General features: G+C 39.1%; 23 protein-coding genes and 1 pseudogene. 7 read left to right on the top strand and 17 right to left on the bottom strand.

The window, feature by feature from the left end; genetic code table 11:
* Positions 1-79: 79 nt before the first annotated feature.
* Both ATG71_RS10645 and ATG71_RS10640 read right to left on the bottom strand, forming a co-directional pair.
* Complete coding sequence (locus ATG71_RS10645; RefSeq protein ID WP_142953471.1) at positions 80-1387, bottom strand: hypothetical protein; 1308 nt, start codon at positions 1385-1387, stop codon at positions 80-82.
* 116 nt (positions 1388-1503) lie between these two features.
* Positions 1504-2118 carry a CGNR zinc finger domain-containing protein gene (locus ATG71_RS10640; RefSeq protein ID WP_098439580.1) on the bottom strand — a complete coding sequence of 205 codons (615 nt, stop codon included), beginning with the start codon at positions 2116-2118 and terminating at the stop codon, positions 1504-1506.
* 120 nt (positions 2119-2238) lie between these two features.
* On the opposite strand from ATG71_RS10640, the gene ATG71_RS10635 reads away from it, so the two are divergent.
* The gene (locus ATG71_RS10635; RefSeq protein WP_098439579.1) at positions 2239-2712 is read left to right on the top strand and encodes a hypothetical protein; all 474 of its coding nucleotides are present in this window, start codon (positions 2239-2241) and stop codon (positions 2710-2712) included.
* Between the two features lie 347 nt (positions 2713-3059).
* Entirely contained in the window at positions 3060-3482 is a 423-nt protein-coding gene (locus tag ATG71_RS10630; RefSeq protein WP_098439578.1) for a VOC family protein, read from the top strand.
* Between the two features lie 61 nt (positions 3483-3543).
* Here ATG71_RS10630 and ATG71_RS23745 read toward each other — a convergent pair whose 3' ends face one another.
* On the bottom strand, positions 3544-3813 hold the full coding sequence (locus ATG71_RS23745; protein ID WP_098439577.1) for a nucleoside triphosphate pyrophosphohydrolase family protein: 270 nt from the start codon (positions 3811-3813) through the stop codon (positions 3544-3546).
* Between the two features lie 33 nt (positions 3814-3846).
* Positions 3847-4269, bottom strand: a complete 423-nt coding sequence (locus ATG71_RS10620) for a hypothetical protein (protein ID WP_098439576.1) — start codon at positions 4267-4269, stop codon at positions 3847-3849.
* Between the two features lie 320 nt (positions 4270-4589).
* Between ATG71_RS10620 and ATG71_RS10615 the strand changes: the two genes are divergently transcribed.
* Positions 4590-5459 (top strand): DMT family transporter, encoded by an 870-nt coding sequence (locus ATG71_RS10615; RefSeq protein ID WP_098439575.1) that lies wholly within the window; start codon positions 4590-4592, stop codon positions 5457-5459.
* Between the two features lie 315 nt (positions 5460-5774).
* On the opposite strand, the gene ATG71_RS10610 is transcribed toward ATG71_RS10615, so the two are convergent.
* The 3 genes from ATG71_RS10610 to ATG71_RS10600 form a co-directional block, all read right to left on the bottom strand.
* Positions 5775-6248, bottom strand: a complete 474-nt coding sequence (locus ATG71_RS10610; protein WP_098439574.1) for a DUF2975 domain-containing protein — start codon at positions 6246-6248, stop codon at positions 5775-5777.
* Between the two features lie 281 nt (positions 6249-6529).
* Complete coding sequence (locus ATG71_RS10605; RefSeq protein ID WP_098439573.1) at positions 6530-7069, bottom strand: GNAT family N-acetyltransferase; 540 nt, start codon at positions 7067-7069, stop codon at positions 6530-6532.
* A 153-nt stretch (positions 7070-7222) separates the two neighbouring features.
* On the bottom strand, positions 7223-7819 hold the full coding sequence (locus tag ATG71_RS10600; RefSeq protein ID WP_098439572.1) for a class I SAM-dependent methyltransferase: 597 nt from the start codon (positions 7817-7819) through the stop codon (positions 7223-7225).
* Positions 7820-7932: 113 nt separating this feature from the next.
* Here ATG71_RS10600 and ATG71_RS10595 point away from each other — a divergent pair, with 113 nt between their 5' ends.
* The gene (locus ATG71_RS10595) at positions 7933-8295 is read left to right on the top strand and encodes a hypothetical protein (RefSeq protein WP_098439571.1); all 363 of its coding nucleotides are present in this window, start codon (positions 7933-7935) and stop codon (positions 8293-8295) included.
* A gap of 78 nt (positions 8296-8373) precedes the next feature.
* Here ATG71_RS10595 and ATG71_RS10590 read toward each other — a convergent pair whose 3' ends face one another.
* From ATG71_RS10590 to ATG71_RS23970, 8 genes and pseudogenes are all read right to left on the bottom strand, one after another.
* Entirely contained in the window at positions 8374-8757 is a 384-nt protein-coding gene (locus ATG71_RS10590) for a VOC family protein (RefSeq protein WP_098439570.1), read from the bottom strand.
* A gap of 4 nt (positions 8758-8761) precedes the next feature.
* Entirely contained in the window at positions 8762-9820 is a 1059-nt protein-coding gene (locus ATG71_RS10585; RefSeq protein WP_286162981.1) for a serine hydrolase domain-containing protein, read from the bottom strand.
* Between the two features lie 10 nt (positions 9821-9830).
* Complete coding sequence (gene fosM, locus ATG71_RS10580; RefSeq protein WP_098439569.1) at positions 9831-10253, bottom strand: FosM family fosfomycin resistance protein; 423 nt, start codon at positions 10251-10253, stop codon at positions 9831-9833.
* Between the two features lie 161 nt (positions 10254-10414).
* The gene (locus ATG71_RS10575; RefSeq protein WP_098439568.1) at positions 10415-10942 is read right to left on the bottom strand and encodes a GNAT family N-acetyltransferase; all 528 of its coding nucleotides are present in this window, start codon (positions 10940-10942) and stop codon (positions 10415-10417) included.
* A 122-nt stretch (positions 10943-11064) separates the two neighbouring features.
* A complete protein-coding gene (locus tag ATG71_RS10570; protein WP_098439567.1) occupies positions 11065-11796 on the bottom strand; it encodes a class I SAM-dependent methyltransferase in 732 nt (243 codons plus the stop codon).
* Between the two features lie 239 nt (positions 11797-12035).
* The gene (locus ATG71_RS23980; RefSeq protein WP_353616278.1) at positions 12036-12200 is read right to left on the bottom strand and encodes an aminoglycoside 6-adenylyltransferase; all 165 of its coding nucleotides are present in this window, start codon (positions 12198-12200) and stop codon (positions 12036-12038) included.
* Positions 12201-12280: 80 nt separating this feature from the next.
* Positions 12281-12494, bottom strand: a pseudogene (locus ATG71_RS23975) (aminoglycoside 6-adenylyltransferase).
* An 82-nt stretch (positions 12495-12576) separates the two neighbouring features.
* On the bottom strand, positions 12577-12894 hold the full coding sequence (locus ATG71_RS23970; RefSeq protein WP_353616277.1) for an aminoglycoside 6-adenylyltransferase: 318 nt from the start codon (positions 12892-12894) through the stop codon (positions 12577-12579).
* Positions 12895-12939: 45 nt separating this feature from the next.
* Between ATG71_RS23970 and ATG71_RS10560 the strand changes: the two genes are divergently transcribed.
* Positions 12940-13122 (top strand): hypothetical protein, encoded by a 183-nt coding sequence (locus tag ATG71_RS10560; protein ID WP_286162980.1) that lies wholly within the window; start codon positions 12940-12942, stop codon positions 13120-13122.
* A 211-nt stretch (positions 13123-13333) separates the two neighbouring features.
* Here the strand turns inward: ATG71_RS10560 and ATG71_RS10555 are convergent, their stop codons facing one another.
* Complete coding sequence (locus ATG71_RS10555; protein WP_098439566.1) at positions 13334-14263, bottom strand: bifunctional helix-turn-helix transcriptional regulator/GNAT family N-acetyltransferase; 930 nt, start codon at positions 14261-14263, stop codon at positions 13334-13336.
* A gap of 739 nt (positions 14264-15002) precedes the next feature.
* On the opposite strand from ATG71_RS10555, the gene ATG71_RS10550 reads away from it, so the two are divergent.
* Positions 15003-15797, top strand: coding sequence for a DUF2935 domain-containing protein (locus ATG71_RS10550; RefSeq protein WP_098439565.1), 795 nt, complete (start codon positions 15003-15005; stop codon positions 15795-15797).
* A gap of 215 nt (positions 15798-16012) precedes the next feature.
* A complete protein-coding gene (locus ATG71_RS10545; RefSeq protein ID WP_098439564.1) occupies positions 16013-16579 on the top strand; it encodes a CBO0543 family protein in 567 nt (188 codons plus the stop codon).
* A 297-nt stretch (positions 16580-16876) separates the two neighbouring features.
* Here the strand turns inward: ATG71_RS10545 and ATG71_RS10540 are convergent, their stop codons facing one another.
* The gene (locus ATG71_RS10540) at positions 16877-17128 is read right to left on the bottom strand and encodes a hypothetical protein (RefSeq protein ID WP_098439563.1); all 252 of its coding nucleotides are present in this window, start codon (positions 17126-17128) and stop codon (positions 16877-16879) included.
* Positions 17129-17164: the final 36 nt, after the last annotated feature.

The following is a 17164-nucleotide window of genomic DNA, read 5'->3' as shown; positions in this document are numbered from 1 at the left end:
TTCATTAATTTGAAATACTATAAAAAAACAAGAGGATTGGACCTCTTGCTTCTTTGGTTAATATTTTGCAGTAATAGCACTACTTAATAACCACATTCTCAACCAACGCTGCCCCGCTTTGCCCCATCTTGTATCTGTCCCGGGGAATGCGTGCCGTCACCATGACATCGAGATATTTTTCCTGGCTGAGCTTCTCATAGATATCCCGATATTTGTGTCGGTCAAGGTAAAGCGTCCACCCTTCCAGCGCCCGGGGATAATCGACATACTGTTCACCGTAAGGATCTTCAACGATATCAATCCGAAAATGGGTGTCCTGGAGATTTTCGTCCTCTCCACTGGCAGTGGCATAAGGGTCCATCTCAGCCGTTCCTTCTACAAAGAAAGGTTCTTCTATATAGGAAATCGAATCATACAATACTTCCCTTCCGATGAGTGATAATCCGTTTTCCTCCATATAGGACTGTCCCTCCATCGATGTATCGGCATAGCGTTCCAACGGCTCAAGCTCCACATCCTGTCCGACGGCATTTCTTCCAGAATATTCGGTAAAGCGATCATACTCCACCATCGCGGTGACATTGACATGGACCATCCCACCAAGGGCCTGTTCATACAATTCCTTGTACTTCATCCTGTCAAAGACGATCCTCCAAAGCTGCTCCTCACTGTTTACCGTGTCCCGCACACTTAATACGAAATGGGTCGGCTCCAAGTCCTTGTATGCGCTGGCATAGCGATAGGTCACGAGCTGCGCGTTTCCACTGAGGGCGAATGGCTGATATGACATCCCCTTTAAGTCGTATAGGATATCCCTTGCTGTAAGCTCCACGGAATGCTTCTTCATATAGTCAGCCAGTTCGTCATCCAGCGGCTTTTCTTCTACCCCGCTTTGTTTAAACAAAATTTCCTCAACGATTGAAAGGTGACCCTGCCCCGTTTCGAAATACTCCTTCGGGATGGAAACGGTGGCGTACACATCCACCGGTCCTTTCTTTAATGCTTCAAACAGGTCCGGGTACTCTTCCCTTGGTAAATAAACATACCAATCCAACTCATCCTTTTTCATAATTTTAACTACAAAATGACTGCCTTCTAGCTTATTGAAACCATAATTATAATACCTGCCGAGCTGTGCCTTTCCTTCAAGAGCAATTGATTTATTCGTAAATCCTTCTTCCACCCTGTAAGGAATGTCAGTTCCCTTTAACGAGACCTCATGATCTTCCATGAACTCATCGAAAGTGTAACCCTCTTTGAGATTTCCAATTGTCTTTGTTTCTGTTGAAGGAGTTTTTTCTACTTCTTTAGAAGATTTCTCTCCTTGTTCAGCAGCATTACACCCTGACAAGAACAAGATGACCATTATGATACATAGTCGTTTCAATTGCATTCGTCCTTTCGGTTTTTGAACTTCCTATTGAAAAAAAGTACGTCAATCTTCCTGACATACTTATCCTATTAGATTGATTACAGATTAATGAGGAAAGTGACCGAGTATCGTCACTTCCCTTTCTCATAAAACCGCCGCACCTTCGCACGATTCCCGCAATCCGCCATGGAACACCAGCGGCGACTTTTATTCCGGCTCGTATCGAAAAACAACCATCCGCAAGGGTCTCCTTCACATTGCTTGACCCTTTCCAATTCATTTTTTGAAATGAGTAAATCGACAGCTGATTGGAGAATGGGAGGAAGCATGGTGTCCAGGTTTTTATCTGTTTGTTTGAACTTTAATGTGAATTGATCCGCGTCTTGGATGACTTGTAAAGATTGATAGAAGTGACTCACTGATTCATTGAAGCGTACCAGATCCTGCTCGTTTGGCGAGGTTTTCATTGAAATGCTCTTGAACAATCGGTACATGACTTCACGCAGTTCGATTGCCTGGTTCAGGACTTTTTCTGCTTTTGAGGGGTTTTTTTCTGCTTCACTAAGTAGATCTTGTGCCTGTTGAACTGTAAAAACTCCAGCATGGACCGACCAGTCGACCAATTTGGCGTAACTCGTAAACCATTCCCGCCTTTTCTCCGTACTTTCCCGCCAGCTGACGGTATTGGTGAAATCCATACATAAACGTTCTCCGACCATCATATAAGGGTTTGTTGTTTCCGACATAATCATGACTCCTTTACACTAACCATCATAATACATATTGACAGTTAGAAACAACCGGAGTAAACTTATAACCAGCTAAATTGTTTTAGATGGTTAAATACAATTTCAGGAGGTACTATAATGGAGAATCCGCTGTTGGCAGCTGTAAGAACGTTGTTGAAGGAAACATTTGAAGGACCTGAAGGAAACGGAAGCTGGTACACAGAATCGAAACCTGGAAGTGGCTTGTTCGGAACGCTCGAAGGATTATCCGCAGAAGACGCTTCGATACCAGTCAACGGCACGACCATCGCAGCCCAAACCGATCATACCCGCTATTATGTATGGGTGGCAAGATCCTACTTAAATGGAGAAGAACCCGACAAGGACTGGAAAGCATCCTGGAAAATCACGAGCGTAGACACCAACACATGGACACAATACACCTCTGAACTTCACCAAGAATACTCCACACTACTTACAACGATTGATTCACTTGACTCCTTAGAGGAACAGACAGTAACGGGTCTGCTCGGGGCGATCGCCCACTCCGCCTACCATCTTGGTTCCATAAGACAAATGATCAAAGCGATTAAAGTTCCGAGCCAGCCGTAAATATGAAAAGAGAGCTTCTGGCCACTATTTTAAATTGAAGAACTCGCCATATTTGGCGAGTCTCTTTATCAGAGGAATACTTAATAAGCGGAGATATTCCGGTTACATTTATGATGTAACATGTTTTTGGGTTAAATAAGCGGAGGTTTTCCGCTTATGCACAGAGTAATCGCCTATCATTGGAACGATGGAGTAAATAGCCGGAATTCTTCCGTTTATTTCAATCTTTTTTAATAGAAATTTCTAATTAAGCGGAATTTTTCCGTCTATTGATCAGCCCTCAACCTCAACGTCATCTCCAAACCGACATAGGGCTATATAAAGCAATAAACAAGGAGGAACGAACAATGAAACCAAGAATCACCGTACTGACTCTCGGAGTAGATGACCTGGAAAAATCACTGGAATTTTATCAAAACGGTCTCCACCTTCCAACTGAAGGGATCATGGGGCAGGAATTCGAGAATGGCGCAGTTGCCTTTTTCGATTTGCAAAATGGAGTCAAACTGGCCATCTGGGAACGAAAAAGCTTAGCAAAAGAAGCCAATGTCCCACTCTCTCCCAGAAGTCCCTCTGAATTCACGATCGGCCATAATGTCAGCAGCAAAGCAGAAGTGGATCAGGTGATGCTCGAAGCAGAAATAGCCGGGGCAAAAATCACCGATCCAGCCAAAGATACATTCTGGGGAGGATATTCTGGTCACTTCCTGGATTTGGACGGTCATGTATGGGAAGTTGTGTGGAATCCAGAGTGGGAAATTGAGAACTAAAAGGGAAAGGATCAAACCAGCTCATTTTTCTTGTGCTGGTTCCATTTCCCTTTTCTAGAGCCTAGTACCTTTGCTTCACCCATCCAGCGCCTGTTAAAAAGTCTTCTCTGGTCAGTTTTTCTCCTCTAATAAACTCCCTATACGAATTGATCGTCCCATCGTGGGATACCACGTAAATATGATTTTCTTTTCGACCTTCTAACTGGTTCAGTACCTCTGCAACCTCGCCAATTTCTTCTACTAGCTTCATAAACAGAGCAGACGAAGTGCGTCCTTCTTGGTATTTTAGTGCCAGGTAGCTCTGTAGCTCATGGAATGTTAATTGTGTCATATGAATCCTCACTTTTCTTATTAAAATAATCTCTCAATTTGGAGCATCTAATTCCTGTAATCCCTCAAATAATCTATTCTGCATATCTTCATCATCACTTACATAAAATACCAGAATATTATTCAGTTCATATTCTTTATGTTCCACTACTTCTGCTGTTTCTGTTTTCTCTTCAAACCGATGAATTCCTTTTTCTCGATCACTGGCAGAAGAGAAAATATAAACTGATAGGGTATGACCTTTTACATTATATACTTCAGGAGTGATCCCGTTTAATTCTTGGATAAAGACGTTTTCACTGGGTAAATCGGTTTCTTTATCTAATTTGAATCCTTGATCCGTTATGACCGTTTCTACGTCTACAAAAGTAATATGCTTCATTTCCTCTGCTTTTTGTTGGCTGCAAGCTCCCATAACCGTTATGGCCAGTACCATAAATAAAAGTTTTCTAATCACTTATACCCCCTGGAAAATATTCAATTATTCTACTAACCTGCTCCGTTATTGAGCAGACTCATTACTTCTCTAACAATCCTTTTCGAGAAAATGAACTGAATACCTGCTTCTCCATAAAATCCTAATTAAGATAACTTCTATATTCCCCTGCTACTATGTACCATACCTCTGGTAATACTTTATTCTTATTTCTTTTTTCCCATTTTTAAAAGATCATCCTTTCTTAGGTTTAGGTAAGGAAGATTAAAGGAATCACCGTAAACAACTTTATTAATCTTGCTCAAGTTTTTCATACCAAATTTATCTTTAGGAGGCACACGATGAAATATACGGGGATAGGATTGGTTATTCTTGCTGCTATATGTTGGGGCATCAGTGGTGGGATTGCCGATATTTTAATGGATAAGGGGTGGGATCCTCTTGTGATTTCACTCTACCGAGGGGCTGTTGGATTTATCTGTTTTTCCGTGTGGTTTCTCCTTCGCTTTAGACAAAACCGAGGCATCTCCACTCGTATTTGGATATGGTCTTTTTTAGCGGGTGTTGGCGTTGCTGGAAATTTCACTTTTTATTTTCTTAGTATCCAAGCCTCAAGCGTTGCCATTGCCGCTACTTTAATGTATACCGCACCTGTATTCGTCCTATTAATCTCTTTTTTATTACGAATAGAACATTCTACTTGGATTAAATGGGGTTGCATTGCCAGTGTTCTTTTGGGGATTATCCTGCTTACAGGTGCCTACAATACTAAATCGATTTCAGTGAGTTTTTTAGGAATCCTAGCTGGGCTTGCTGCTGGCCTTTCCTATGCTTTGTTTATATTCGGGTTTAAAAATGCGTCTGTTCATGGGAAACCACCCGCCACGTTAACCATTGCTTTTTTTTCATTTTGTCTCATCCTTTTCTTTTTTACGGACAAGGGTGAAGCAGCAGCTGTACTATCGTCCGAGGATGTAGGGCTGTTTTTCCTACTGGGAATTCTCGGTGCCGGGCTGTCATTTTTAGTATATGTGTATGGAATTCAAAGGACTACTCCGGCAAATGCTTCGATGGTTGCCATGGTAGAGCCGGTGACAGCTTCATTATTTGGCGTTCTGGTCATCGGGGATCACCTGAACGCCATTCAAATTCTGGGAATGGCGGTTATCTTGGTGACGATCACCGTACTTAGCGTGAAGCAGTCCGACTGAGTAAGAATATTTCCTCTAACTAATTCAGTATTTTTGTGAAGTGAATTTCACCAACAAACATTAGCTTAAGAGTTGATGGAAATAAAATTACGGAGACATTATCAAATAACATTTGTCACTAATCTCAATGGAATTCTCAGTGGAATATGAGTAAATAACATAATAAACGCAAAGAAAGGGATAGCTTATGACTATCCCTTAGATTCTCTAGATATAAAATTGTCGTCTGTTTTTATTAAGTGTCTTCGTCGCTTTTGTACAATATCCGCTAATTTTAAAATTATGTGGATGTATTTTTCATTTGTAATACTCTTATTATTTTTCATCTAGGAAACCATTTAATGGCTTTTGAAGTACGTCAACAACAACAATGATAATACTTGTTGCTAAAATACCCATCAGACTTATCGATATAGGACCTGCTGAATCATCTCCTGAGATACTAGAAATCACCTTCAAGCTTATTATCATTAACACAATGAAGAAAATGGCAGTTAAAGCACATTTTTTTATAACCTTTAAAGATTTAAGAGATAACTCCGACAAAGCATTGTCCCTTTCGATTAAGGTCAATAGTTTATATACATGAAACAGCGCAAAAGAAAATGTAATACAGATTCCATACGCACATACTAACAGGGGATATAGCGAGTAATCCCCACCTGGATGCGCTTTTACATCTCTAATGGTTAACACAGGCATCCAATAAATGCACAAAGTGAGCACTGCAATTCCAACCAGAAAAGTAATTACCTTTAAGAAAATGGCTGAACCTCGTTTACCATTCATTTCAAACACCTCACTTATTTAAAATAATAACATGATTTTAGCACTTAATTTATCGTTTTACAATAAATTAATATTGCTTTATATGATATTATTATCGTTAATTCTTTTACAGTTTCCACCGATGGGAAGTTTACTCTTACAAATCTCTATACGAATTCCAATAAAATTTATGAGTTAAAGTTACATTAGTTATTGACGTTACAATAAAAAAGACATACGAAAATCATCTACGATTTCATATGTCTTTTTATTGTTTGTACACTTTAAACCGAACCTAAATACTAGTGTCTCAACGCCCGATAAATCGAATAATCCACTTCTCCCGATATATTTCCCATCCCATTTTCACACAATTCCATAGCCATTAAATTCTCATCTGAAGGCGGGAGATTTTTTTCAGAGGCAAAGATTCCAAATTCAGTCGATGTCCTAAATCCAAAACGTTGATAGTACCGGGGATCTCCTTCAACTATGATTCCCTTGAACCCCATTTCCTCAGCTAATGCGATTCCTTCCTTTAACATAAACGTGCCAACACCATGACGTTGTTTATTTATTGACACTGAAACGGGGGACAACATCAAGATTTCATGTTCATGCCTATGACTAATTGGGAGATTTGAGAGGATAAAGTGACCGATGATCTTTCCTTCTTCCTCAACAACCAGATCAAGTTGCGGAATATAATAGGGCTTTTCCCGGATCTCCCTTACCAAGGCTTTTTCAATGACTCCATCTGAAAAAGTGGTGTGACCAAATATCTCAAATACAAAGTCTTCAATATAACGATATTCTTCTTTTTTTACGGGTCTTATCTTCATATTACGCCTCCAATATATAGATACATCTCTGTTCTACATATTCTTCAATCATTCTTAAATTCCTTTATCCGCCAGACTTACTTCTTACTTTCTGCCCAACAAAAATACCGAGTCCTGATTTCAGACTCGGTTTCTTTTATGATGACTGTTTCTTCATTTTATACTGCTCGCGATAAACATCGAAGCATCCTGCTTCATGAAAACTTGCTTTCCGTGATGAAATGTTTTAATTTCAGTAGAAGCAAATCCTACTTCAGAGAGTATGCCTTTCAACTCTTCATGAACAAATCCGTTATGTACTTTTGGGTGGTTGATTTCTTCGTTTTTGTCAAAGTCCACGATGATAAGCTTGCCGCCGTCATTGAGGATTGTGAACATTTCTTGTAAAATCTTACGGGTATCTGGGATGTGGAGAAGAACAAGTGACATGAGGATAGTGTCTGCTTTCACGTCTGGCGTTCCCTGTGTAAAATCGGAATGAAGGACATCAGCGTTGGGGATTGCTCTCTTGGTGATCTTTGTTCTTGCCACTTCTAACATATGCTCCGATGAATCAATTAACAGAGTCGAAGCGACCTGATCTGTCAGTTCTAAACCAACAAGCCCTGTACCGCTCCCATAATCGATTAAGGATTTAGATTGACTGTCCTGCAGTTCTTTTTTTACTTCCTCCACAACAATCTGAGCAAGTTCTTTTCGTTCATCTGTATCGTATCGCTTGGCCATTTCTTCAAAAACGTTCTGTTCCATCGGTCACACTCCTAGTTAAGATTCTTTGTCGACATTATATCAAAAGTCAGTGTTGGGTATTGATTTTTGGTACACTACATATAGTTCAATTTTAGAGAAATGAGGTGATGGTCATGAAACCATTCACTCAGGAAGAACAGCAGCAATCCATTGAAGCGTTTAGGTCAATCATCCGAAAATCAGAAAATGCTCTTGCTCGCATGAAACCAGGTACGCCGCAGACAAACCTGCTTGAGAAGAGATTAAACGCAGCCCGGATTGGCGTAGATGTTCTTCATGCACGATGGGAAGGCAAGGAGTTGGATGCAAGCCAAGATGAGTTATTGGCAGCAAAGGTGGTGCTGGAGGGGTTGCTGTTGATGCTTCCTTCCTTTCTTGAGAAAACAAAGCCCGGGAGTGGGCAGAGGACGTATATTGAAAGGCGGATCAAGGCTTTTCAGATAGTGGTTTCTTATTTGGATGAGGAGGTCATCTAAGAGAGCTGGCAGGCTGGCTCTCTTGTAGATTATTTCCACTTGAACACAGGGCAGTTGGTTCAAATTCCACCACTGCCTTCAATCCACTTTCAGCCCAAAAGCTAACCATCTTCCATCAATATCCTCTACTAGGAATTCTTTATTATTGTAATCCGTATGATCTAAGGGACGGACTAATTTAACATTAGAACTCACCAATTCTTCCTGAAGCTCTTCTTGATTTTTTGTAATAAAATAAGCATCATACCCATAACCATATAAGTCTCGATTCGGAATGACCTTTCTTCCATTCGTTTTGGTCAAGATAATCTCCGTTGTATCACGATACAAACAAATATGTGGTTCATTCGCATTCAAATAATGAACAGCCTTAAACCCTAGTTTCTGTTCATAAAAATTCGCCGTTTTCATTATATCCTGTGTTGGAAAAATACAGTGTGACTCTATTAAAAGCTTCTTCATCTTCTTACTCCTCTTTGGATACATTCTTCACACATGACATAACCGTATTTCCAAACGATCGTACATCGGATAAGTAATCATAACCCTCAGGAGACCCAAAGCTATTAAACATCCGAACTGCCACAATATCCTCTTCTGGAATGACTAATAGGGTCACATTTGTAAATCCAAGTATTTGGTAGGAGCCTTTAGGGACTTGATCACCTATCTCTGTCTTTTTGGCGGGTAAATCTTTGACGAACCATAAGAAACCATTTTGAGGTAAGTCCTTATGAAGGGTGGATGGACTCTGAAGAGAGGTGGCGACCTCAATGATTTCTCTCGGAACAACTTGCTTTCCATTCACTTTTCCTTTTTTCAAATGAAGGTATCCCCAGTATGCGAGCTCCCTGGTCGAGACATACATATTCATTTTGTCCCCCTCAGTGCTATCACTGGTCTTCCAGTCTTCATCCCCTTCATAACGCAACACGACATCGATAAGCTTTTCGTGTTTCTGTGAATACCAATCCGATTCGGTAAAGCCTAATGGAGTAAAGACACTTTCATGAAGGATATCGGCAACTGATTTCCCTGTTGTCCGTTTGACAATCTGAGTTAGTGCCCCGATCCCAATTTGTTTATAAGACCAGCTCGAGCCTGGAGTAAACTCCCGAATGTCTTCATTTGCTTCTTGAGTTAATCCATGTGTATGAGTAAGTAAATGTCTTATTGTTGTACCTTTCCAGGTTTTCTCATCAAGTTCAGGCAAATAGGATAAAACCGGATTATCTATGCTGTTTATGCGGCCATAGTACAATGCATAAGAAACCGCAAAACCGATGTAACTTTTCCTAACGGAAGCCACGTGAAACTGAGTATCAGCCTGAACGGTTCTAGCGTCTTCTTTCCTTGCCTGCTTCCCTATGTATTCTTTAAACACAATAGAATCTTTATGAATGATGAGAGTAGAAGCACCTGAGCAGATGACTTTGTTAAATGTTGCTTTAACGTGGTCCAATACCGGTGAGAAAAATGGATGTTCTTTGTGATTTAGGATCAAATCGTGTTCAATCAGCGACATACCTTCACCCCTACTCATAAAATTCCATATAAGGTTTAGCTTCCTTATAATGATCTATTCGATCTTGTAACGTGCCACTATGAAACTCAAATTTGTGACCATCAGGATCTGTGAAATAAATAGATTTCTTATCGCGACTGTCTCTCTTTCGACCTGGCAGAATGTTCACCTTCAAATCCGTTAACTCTTTATACGCCTGCTCAAATTCATTCTCTTCAATAGAAAAGGCTATGTGAGTATAAGACTGTGAGATTTCATTCCTCGGGATATCCTTTTCCTCATTCAGGGCTAGCCAATAGCCATGAAGATCAAAGTAGGCTGTTGTTTTCCCTTTAACGAATAACTTTGCATTGAACACTTGCTGGTAAAAACGGATGGATCGCTCCAAGTCCGAAACAGAGAAGAGAAAATGATTCAACCCTTTAATATTCATGTAGTTCACCTTAATCCCTATTTTATTAATCTTTCATTTAGCTTAATACCAATTATTTCAAATTAGAGCTGCTTGCTCAAGAGAAATGTAATAACAAAAAAGAAGCTCATCCTGTTCAGGATAAACCTCCTTTAGCTGAGGACTCGAAGACATGATAGATCTCAGTTTTCCAAATCTGAAACTAGCATTCCATATACAATGCTGTCTGTCCATTCACCCTTACTCCAGAAATCCTGTGTGAAATGAGCTTCCTTTCTCATCCCTATTCGCTCACACAACTTTTGTGATGCCAAATTCCTCGCATCGAGGGTGGCTTGAATCCTATGTACTTCAAATTCTTCAAACAACTTTCTGACTAAATAACTAACTGCTTCTGTCGCAAATCCCTCACCTGAAGTTTCAACAGAAAAACTGTACCCAATTTCAACCGTGTCCTTCATCCCTGTATACCATACAGATAAGTCACCAATGACATTATTGCGGTTCACCACAGCCAAACTTAAGCCGGTATCTTTAGTGAGGGCACTGTTCTTTAATTTTTTATCAAATGATTCCTGCATGCTTTCATGTGTCCATTTAGTATGTAGTAGATACTTACACGTCTCCTCGTTATTGTATATTTGAAACACATCTTCTAAGTCAAAGCTCTTAAATGGCCTGATTGTTAATCTTTCAGTGGTAAATTCCAAGAAAACCTCTCCTTATAGCTATTTGCCACTTACAATGGGTAGTCCCAAACCTTTACATACATAATTACTAAGCATATTATTTAAAATTTTATTACTTTCTAAAAATTATCTTTAGAATTCATTTACTTCACACATGAAAAAGCCAATACGACTGGAATCCGTTGCCTTCTAACAAATTCCTCTTCGCTACTAAAGTGTTCACGTTTAGGTGTACCTTCACGCAAATCCAATATTGTAAAACCTGCTTGTCTAAGTGCTGAAAAATATTGTTCAATTGTGCGGTGATACTTAACTACTACTTTATCAATCCAAGGCTCTCTTCTTTCACCATCATGGAAATAATCATCGACAATCCAATTACCACGTTTATCTCCGGTTTGCTTACTCGCAAATGACGAAGTGGTAAGGGGATGCTGGATACTAAAAACAAATTTGCCGCCTTCCTTAAGCGTATTATAAACATTTTGGAACAGGTGGTTAATGTCTGAAACATAATGGAAAGCGAATCGAGAGGTTACTAGATCAAATGTTTCTTTCGGATAATCATGCGATTCCATTGTTTCATTGTATATTGTTCCGTTTTGTTCAAGTAAGTTAGAGCGAGCTGCTTCTACCATTTGTTTTGAACCTTCTACTCCTGTATAGTTTTTTGCCCCTTGAAGTATGAGTTCTTTTCCGAATGAGGCATCACCACATCCTAAATCTAAGATACTTTTATTTTGAATACTTCCAATTAATTCATACATAAGTGGCCCTTCAATGGCATTGTTTGGACTGTCTTGTCTATTTCTTCTTTTCATGTAATTCGAAAAAAAATCCGATTGATCGTACACACTGGATCCTTTGAATTCCATCGTAACATCTCCTAATCTACTTCTTTTTTACTTATTTCTTGTACAAATCCTAAAATGTATTGTCGTACAATTCATCGCGCAATACACAAATTAATGCATTTTAACACGAAATCCAGAGAATAAACAAGCGTTATTTTCCTAATTTTCGAAAAAATATATCTAAAAGAGCCACGGGGACAGGTACCGTGGCTCCTCAAACATCAATTGGAGCACCCCGCCAAATTGGCATGGTGCTTTTATCATTCAAAGATTTCTATTGCATCTGAAGGTAAATACCTTTCTTGATTTAGATATGCGGTCATACTCACATCTTCATTAGATGGATAACTAAAACACCTATGGTCTGCAATGTCTTTAGCTAATGTCCTAAATAGCTCTCCAGCAGTAAATAATGAATCCCACATATTTCCATAATGACCATCTGAATAAGTAGCTACATACAGATCCTAGTAAGATGCTGGGATCTGCTTTCAAAAATAATTTCCTACTTTCCCCGTGGATACTTCAAAATTTGTATGATTCCAATCCACCATTCGACCATTTTATTCAATTCCTGTCTAACCACACAGTCCATCATGAACTTTGCGTATGGTAATTCATCTCGCCATATACTTTGCAATATTTTGTTGACACCACCAAAAGTTGTTGCAGCAACTTAGATATTTGCCTGCAGTTGGTTCTTGGACGTGATGATCAATATCTGAAGGAGTTGGAATAGTCGGTAACAGTTGTCCTTGTCTAACAAAGGAACAGTTAATTTGTCACTTAGATAGTTATCGTTCATATGTTCTTTGGTTTCGATATGAAGACACGGTTACCATCTTTAAATAACATTAAATAACCATAAGATTGTCCAAAATTAGTTTCCACTCCAAAGTTACTACTATTATTATCAGGCTCCTGGAAGATAGCTATTTCTCCAAAGTTGTCTATCCACCCTTCATCTTCAGTAAAAGGTTTAGTCTCTTTTACTACATAGACAATGTCATAATCTTGAAAGATATCCTTTTTAACATTTGGGTTTGTCCTAGAACCATTCATATAAACTGCTCGAATTCTTTCATCTTTCTCTGCTAAGTTCAGAATCGTATCCATCATGCCTGCCTCCCGACCTCGGAGCTCGAATCTCAGTGGCCAGCCGACTTGCCTGTTCAAATTTACACCATGAGTGCAGATCCTTTCTTCGTTGAAGACGGTGACATCAATGCGGCCCGTGAACTTGTGGAGGCGGCCAATCCGCTGAACTTTTTCTGTATGAGGGCAAGGAACATCTCTTCACCGACAGCAGCATACCTTCTTACGATGCTGACGCAACAAAGCTTGTGATCAAGAGGGTTCCCGACTTTCTCGCATAGGGAAGCACGGGGACGGTTCTTGTCCTTCCTTTTTGATTAAAAGAAAGCACAAGAATCGTCCCTATGCTCCGTACTATGCTCCGTAACCGGTCAATTACTCTTGTTCACTTAACATATGAGCCGTATTCTCCTTTTCTCCATATCGATAATAGGTCCTCTTGATCTCTGAACCTACTTCTTTTTCACAATGATTTCTCCCAAGTCTCTCCAACTAATTCATGGCCAAAGCTGTGATGTTTCTCCTCTTCAACCAATTCAAATCCTAATTTTTTATAGGAGTGGCGTGCCGCTTCTAAGACACTGTTGGTCCAAAGAACAAGCTTCTCATACCCGTTTCGCTTAGAAAAGCGAATACATTCTTCTACAAGACGAGTTCCGAGACCAAGTCCCCTCGCTTTCGGTTCGACCATAAGCAGACGTAATCTTGCAACCTTTTCATTATCCTGTGTCACAAAGACGGAACCGACGATTTCACCATCCATCTCTGCAATCCAACACCGTTCTTTTTTTGGATTATAGTTTCTCAGAAAATCTGAAACAATTTGTGCAACCAAGGCTTCAAACCGCTCATCCCATCCATATTCTTCTGCATAGATAACCCCATGACGGTGTGTAATCCATCCCATATCTCCCGGTTCATGAGGGCGCAATACATATGGTTGGGAATACTTAAGACCTTCACTAAAAATATCCTCGATGGTCTGCATAGCCTTAAATAAACGTTGTTGATCCTTTTCTTCAAGGTCATCGAGCATATCAGTTACTTCATCACGAGAACGCTTATCTAGCAATTCAAAAGCACTCTGACCTTCAGATGTCAGATGAAGAAGTCGTTGACGACCATCCGACTTGGAACGAGTCTTCTCGACTATTCCCTTGCCTTCAAGGCTTGTTATCATTCGGCTAAGATAGCCTGCATCAAGTCCTAAATCATTTATCAATTCTGAAGCAGTCAATGTTTCATTGTTGGCAAGCTCAAAAATGATACGAGCTTCTGTGGGTGAATAGGGAGTGTGTAACAGCCCTTCACGCAGCACCCCAATTTGTCTAGTTATAAAACGGTTGAAACGCCTTATAGCATTAATTCGATCTTCTAAAGTATTGGTTGACATCAAAACCCCTCCTATTTATTTGATATTGTCATATAAATACTTGCTTAAGTCAAGTATTTGATGAAATTATCTTCGAAACTTAGTCTTCAGGTATCCTGCCCAATAACTCAATACCCATTTTTTCGAATTCTACTGAATAACTCAATTTATTTTCACACCAAAAGGAGCTGAGTTTATTTTATACAGGGAAAGCCCTATTTAATTGAACTATCTTTGGATACAAGTAGGAAATCATCAATAAAATAACTCTTAAGCCAAGCCCTGTCCAGGAGATTGTCTCAATTGTACTGTAAGCTAATTTCTGTGATATTCCTGATATTAATAACTCTTATTAAAAACGAGCGTAAGCATTACTATTGAATAAGCAATCCATTACTTTATTACGTTACTGTTTTTCTTACTTTTCATAAAGACAAACCCTTTCACAAACTTTTTTTATTATGCCCAATAATTGAACAAGGGCAATAGCTGGTTCGATTAGCCGATCTTCAGCTATTGCCCCCGTTATTTAGGTGTATTTTTTCACAATCCTCCTCGTTATTTAACCCAGTATAGAATCACCTGCGAGTAATAGGTAACCTGAAATTTTTTTCTTCACGAACTTAGTCTCGTCTGCAATCCATAAAAGATCAAAAGTAATATTCACGCGCACAAATCTTTTCCGAAGGATCATCTGGAATAAGACAACTCTACTACACGTATATATTTTAAAGGAATATTCAATCAAGAGGAGGATTGTATGACAAATCCATTCGTTGCAAGGTCGTTAGATGAAATTAGATTTTGGTCTAGGATAATGAAAGAACATGCCTTATTTTTAAGTTTGGGTTTCACCTATGAGCAATCACAACTAATTGAAGAGGCTAAACAGTTCATTACTTTATTTGAAAGAATAGAAGAAAAATTATCTAGATTTACTTTAAATTCTGAATTACGTCAGGTTCAAGCATTCAATAGCGAGGTTTACCAAGCTGCTGCTGCTATATGGAGTTATAAACGAAAGATATTAGGTTTAACACTTAGATGTGAAATCCGACATAACAATTTTCCACTGTTAATCGATCACACAAGTAGAGAAGCAGCCTACTTTGCTAATCGACTTAAGGAACTAAATGAAGGCAGGCTGGCACCTACACCGGATGATGTGATCCAAGAAAATGTATTCTTTTTAAAAATTATGGCTGACCATGCCAAGTTCATCGGTCATCTTTTAGATCCTTCTGAAAGGCAGTTGGTGGAACAGGCAAGTGAATTCAGCCATGATTTTGATCAGCTAATGTTTCAAGCGGTTGATTTAGATTCTATGCGTCACCAATCAGAGACCGAACCAATTTTGGACCAGTTCTTGGATCAAAACAGAGTTTCAGTAGCTTCTTTAAGGGATTTCAAGAAAACCGCTAGGGAATTAATTGAGGCATGTCGGATTAAGAGCAATATACATCCTCTTTTAGCTGATCATACTTTTAGAGAGGCTGAGAGGTTCTTGGAAATCATTGATTTATTTGAGGCGAATCTTAACACGAATCACAAATAAGATCGTTTACTAAAATTTCAACAGGGTCAGTTGATTATACTTCGGTAGATAACGGACATGTCCATCAATGTTTAGATGTATCATCTCTTCCTATCATGACCAAGGATCAAAACTTATTTCTATCTGGCACAGGTTCAAATAAATATTTGTACCCCGTATTGATTTTAATTTTCATGGATACCATATTAACAAATATTCTTACGGGAGACGAAAAATTGAAGAACCAAATGGATATGTTAAACGACATAACGGAGAAACAACGGGGACTTACACAAGACTGGGTTGAATATTGGAAACTATTTTCGTCCTTTGATACATGGCAGTTTTGGTTTCAAGCGGTTTTGTTCGTTGTCCCTCTTATTATTATCTTTTTTAAAATTGATAAAAATAACGCATTTCAAATTGGTTTTTACGGGTTCAATATACATGTCTGGCTTGGATATATTGACCGGTTTGGAGTCAATGCGGGTTACTGGGATTACCCCTATCAATTTATGGTCTGGATACCCAACAACCTCACACTGGATGCTTCTTTGATACCAGTGATCTTTATGATGGTGTATCAATGGATTGTAAAACAAAAGAAGAACTATTACCTCTATACCGGCCTGCTGGCTGTTTTCCTGTCATTTATTTTTAAACCTCTTCTTGATTTGCACAATTTTATGAGATTTAACATTAGGATGCCTTATCTATACCTGTTTCTTGGATATATATGCATTCTTGTTCTGTCCAAGATCATCACGGATATTTTTAGCCGTCTAAGAACGCAAGCTGAATAGCTTAGAAATAGAGACTATTGATTACCTGCTTCTGGCTTCCAGTTCATTGAAGACATCCTTTTGAAATTCTTTTACTATAAAAACAAGAAATACCCAAAGCAATTAATGCAAAAAGATGGTAACTGCATAAATCATCAATGTCAAATTAACATTATTTCTCTTCGCAGCTCCTCTATAATTTTCATCGCCGTTTCCTCCGGCAAGGATCAAAGTGAATACGACTGATATAACTAACAAAATCACGACTTCTAAGGGGAGTGGAAATGTGGTAAGGAATTTTAATCTTATTATGTAGATTCATGTTATCTTCCAGAAAATGAGGTTGAAAGCTTCTGCCATCTTCTTTAAAAACCCAGGCAATGATATACCACTATCAATATTGTACAATTCAGTAATAATAAGAATGCAGAGTGCCACCAAGACCGAAATAACCATAAACGCGGTCCACATTTTGCTCTCTTTATATTTTTTATTTCTATGCTTCTTCATTCGATATAAACTCTGCGCAATTCGAAGCCGCTGATTTTTATCTTGTTTGGCGGAACTCATACTATCTTTCCCCTTCCGTCAAGAATTAAGATATCA

The sequence above is a fragment of the Bacillus sp. es.034 genome (genome assembly GCF_002563655.1).
In the GTDB taxonomy this organism is placed as follows: domain Bacteria; phylum Bacillota; class Bacilli; order Bacillales; family Bacillaceae_B; genus Rossellomorea.
Note: the sequence above shows the minus strand (reverse complement) of the source record. Positions and strands in the feature narration are given on the sequence as shown.

Bases quoted from the DNA above. Each gene is read 5' to 3' on its own strand.
- ATG71_RS10540 (WP_098439563.1), bottom strand. From the start codon at position 17,128: ATGAGTTCCGCCAAACAAGATAAAAATCAGCGGCTTCGAATTGCGCAG.
- ATG71_RS10570 (WP_098439567.1), bottom strand. From the start codon at position 11,796: ATGGAATTCAAAGGATCCAGTGTGTACGATCAATCGGATTTTTTTTCG.
- ATG71_RS10605 (WP_098439573.1), bottom strand. From the start codon at position 7,069: ATGAAGATAAGACCCGTAAAAAAAGAAGAATATCGTTATATTGAAGAC.
- ATG71_RS10585 (WP_286162981.1), bottom strand. From the start codon at position 9,820: ATGTCGCTGATTGAACACGATTTGATCCTAAATCACAAAGAACATCCA.
- ATG71_RS23745 (WP_098439577.1), bottom strand. From the start codon at position 3,813: ATGACACAATTAACATTCCATGAGCTACAGAGCTACCTGGCACTAAAA.
- ATG71_RS10555 (WP_098439566.1), bottom strand. From the start codon at position 14,263: ATGTCAACCAATACTTTAGAAGATCGAATTAATGCTATAAGGCGTTTC.
- ATG71_RS10550 (WP_098439565.1), top strand. From the start codon at position 15,003: ATGACAAATCCATTCGTTGCAAGGTCGTTAGATGAAATTAGATTTTGG.
- ATG71_RS10590 (WP_098439570.1), bottom strand. From the start codon at position 8,757: ATGAAGAAGCTTTTAATAGAGTCACACTGTATTTTTCCAACACAGGAT.
- ATG71_RS10635 (WP_098439579.1), top strand. From the start codon at position 2,239: ATGGAGAATCCGCTGTTGGCAGCTGTAAGAACGTTGTTGAAGGAAACA.
- ATG71_RS10615 (WP_098439575.1), top strand. From the start codon at position 4,590: ATGAAATATACGGGGATAGGATTGGTTATTCTTGCTGCTATATGTTGG.
- ATG71_RS10600 (WP_098439572.1), bottom strand. From the start codon at position 7,819: ATGGAACAGAACGTTTTTGAAGAAATGGCCAAGCGATACGATACAGAT.
- ATG71_RS23980 (WP_353616278.1), bottom strand. From the start codon at position 12,200: ATGTGGGATTCATTATTTACTGCTGGAGAGCTATTTAGGACATTAGCT.
- ATG71_RS10595 (WP_098439571.1), top strand. From the start codon at position 7,933: ATGAAACCATTCACTCAGGAAGAACAGCAGCAATCCATTGAAGCGTTT.
- ATG71_RS10630 (WP_098439578.1), top strand. From the start codon at position 3,060: ATGAAACCAAGAATCACCGTACTGACTCTCGGAGTAGATGACCTGGAA.
- ATG71_RS23970 (WP_353616277.1), bottom strand. From the start codon at position 12,894: ATGATGGATACGATTCTGAACTTAGCAGAGAAAGATGAAAGAATTCGA.
- fosM (WP_098439569.1), bottom strand. From the start codon at position 10,253: ATGAATATTAAAGGGTTGAATCATTTTCTCTTCTCTGTTTCGGACTTG.
- ATG71_RS10640 (WP_098439580.1), bottom strand. From the start codon at position 2,118: ATGTCGGAAACAACAAACCCTTATATGATGGTCGGAGAACGTTTATGT.
- ATG71_RS10610 (WP_098439574.1), bottom strand. From the start codon at position 6,248: ATGAATGGTAAACGAGGTTCAGCCATTTTCTTAAAGGTAATTACTTTT.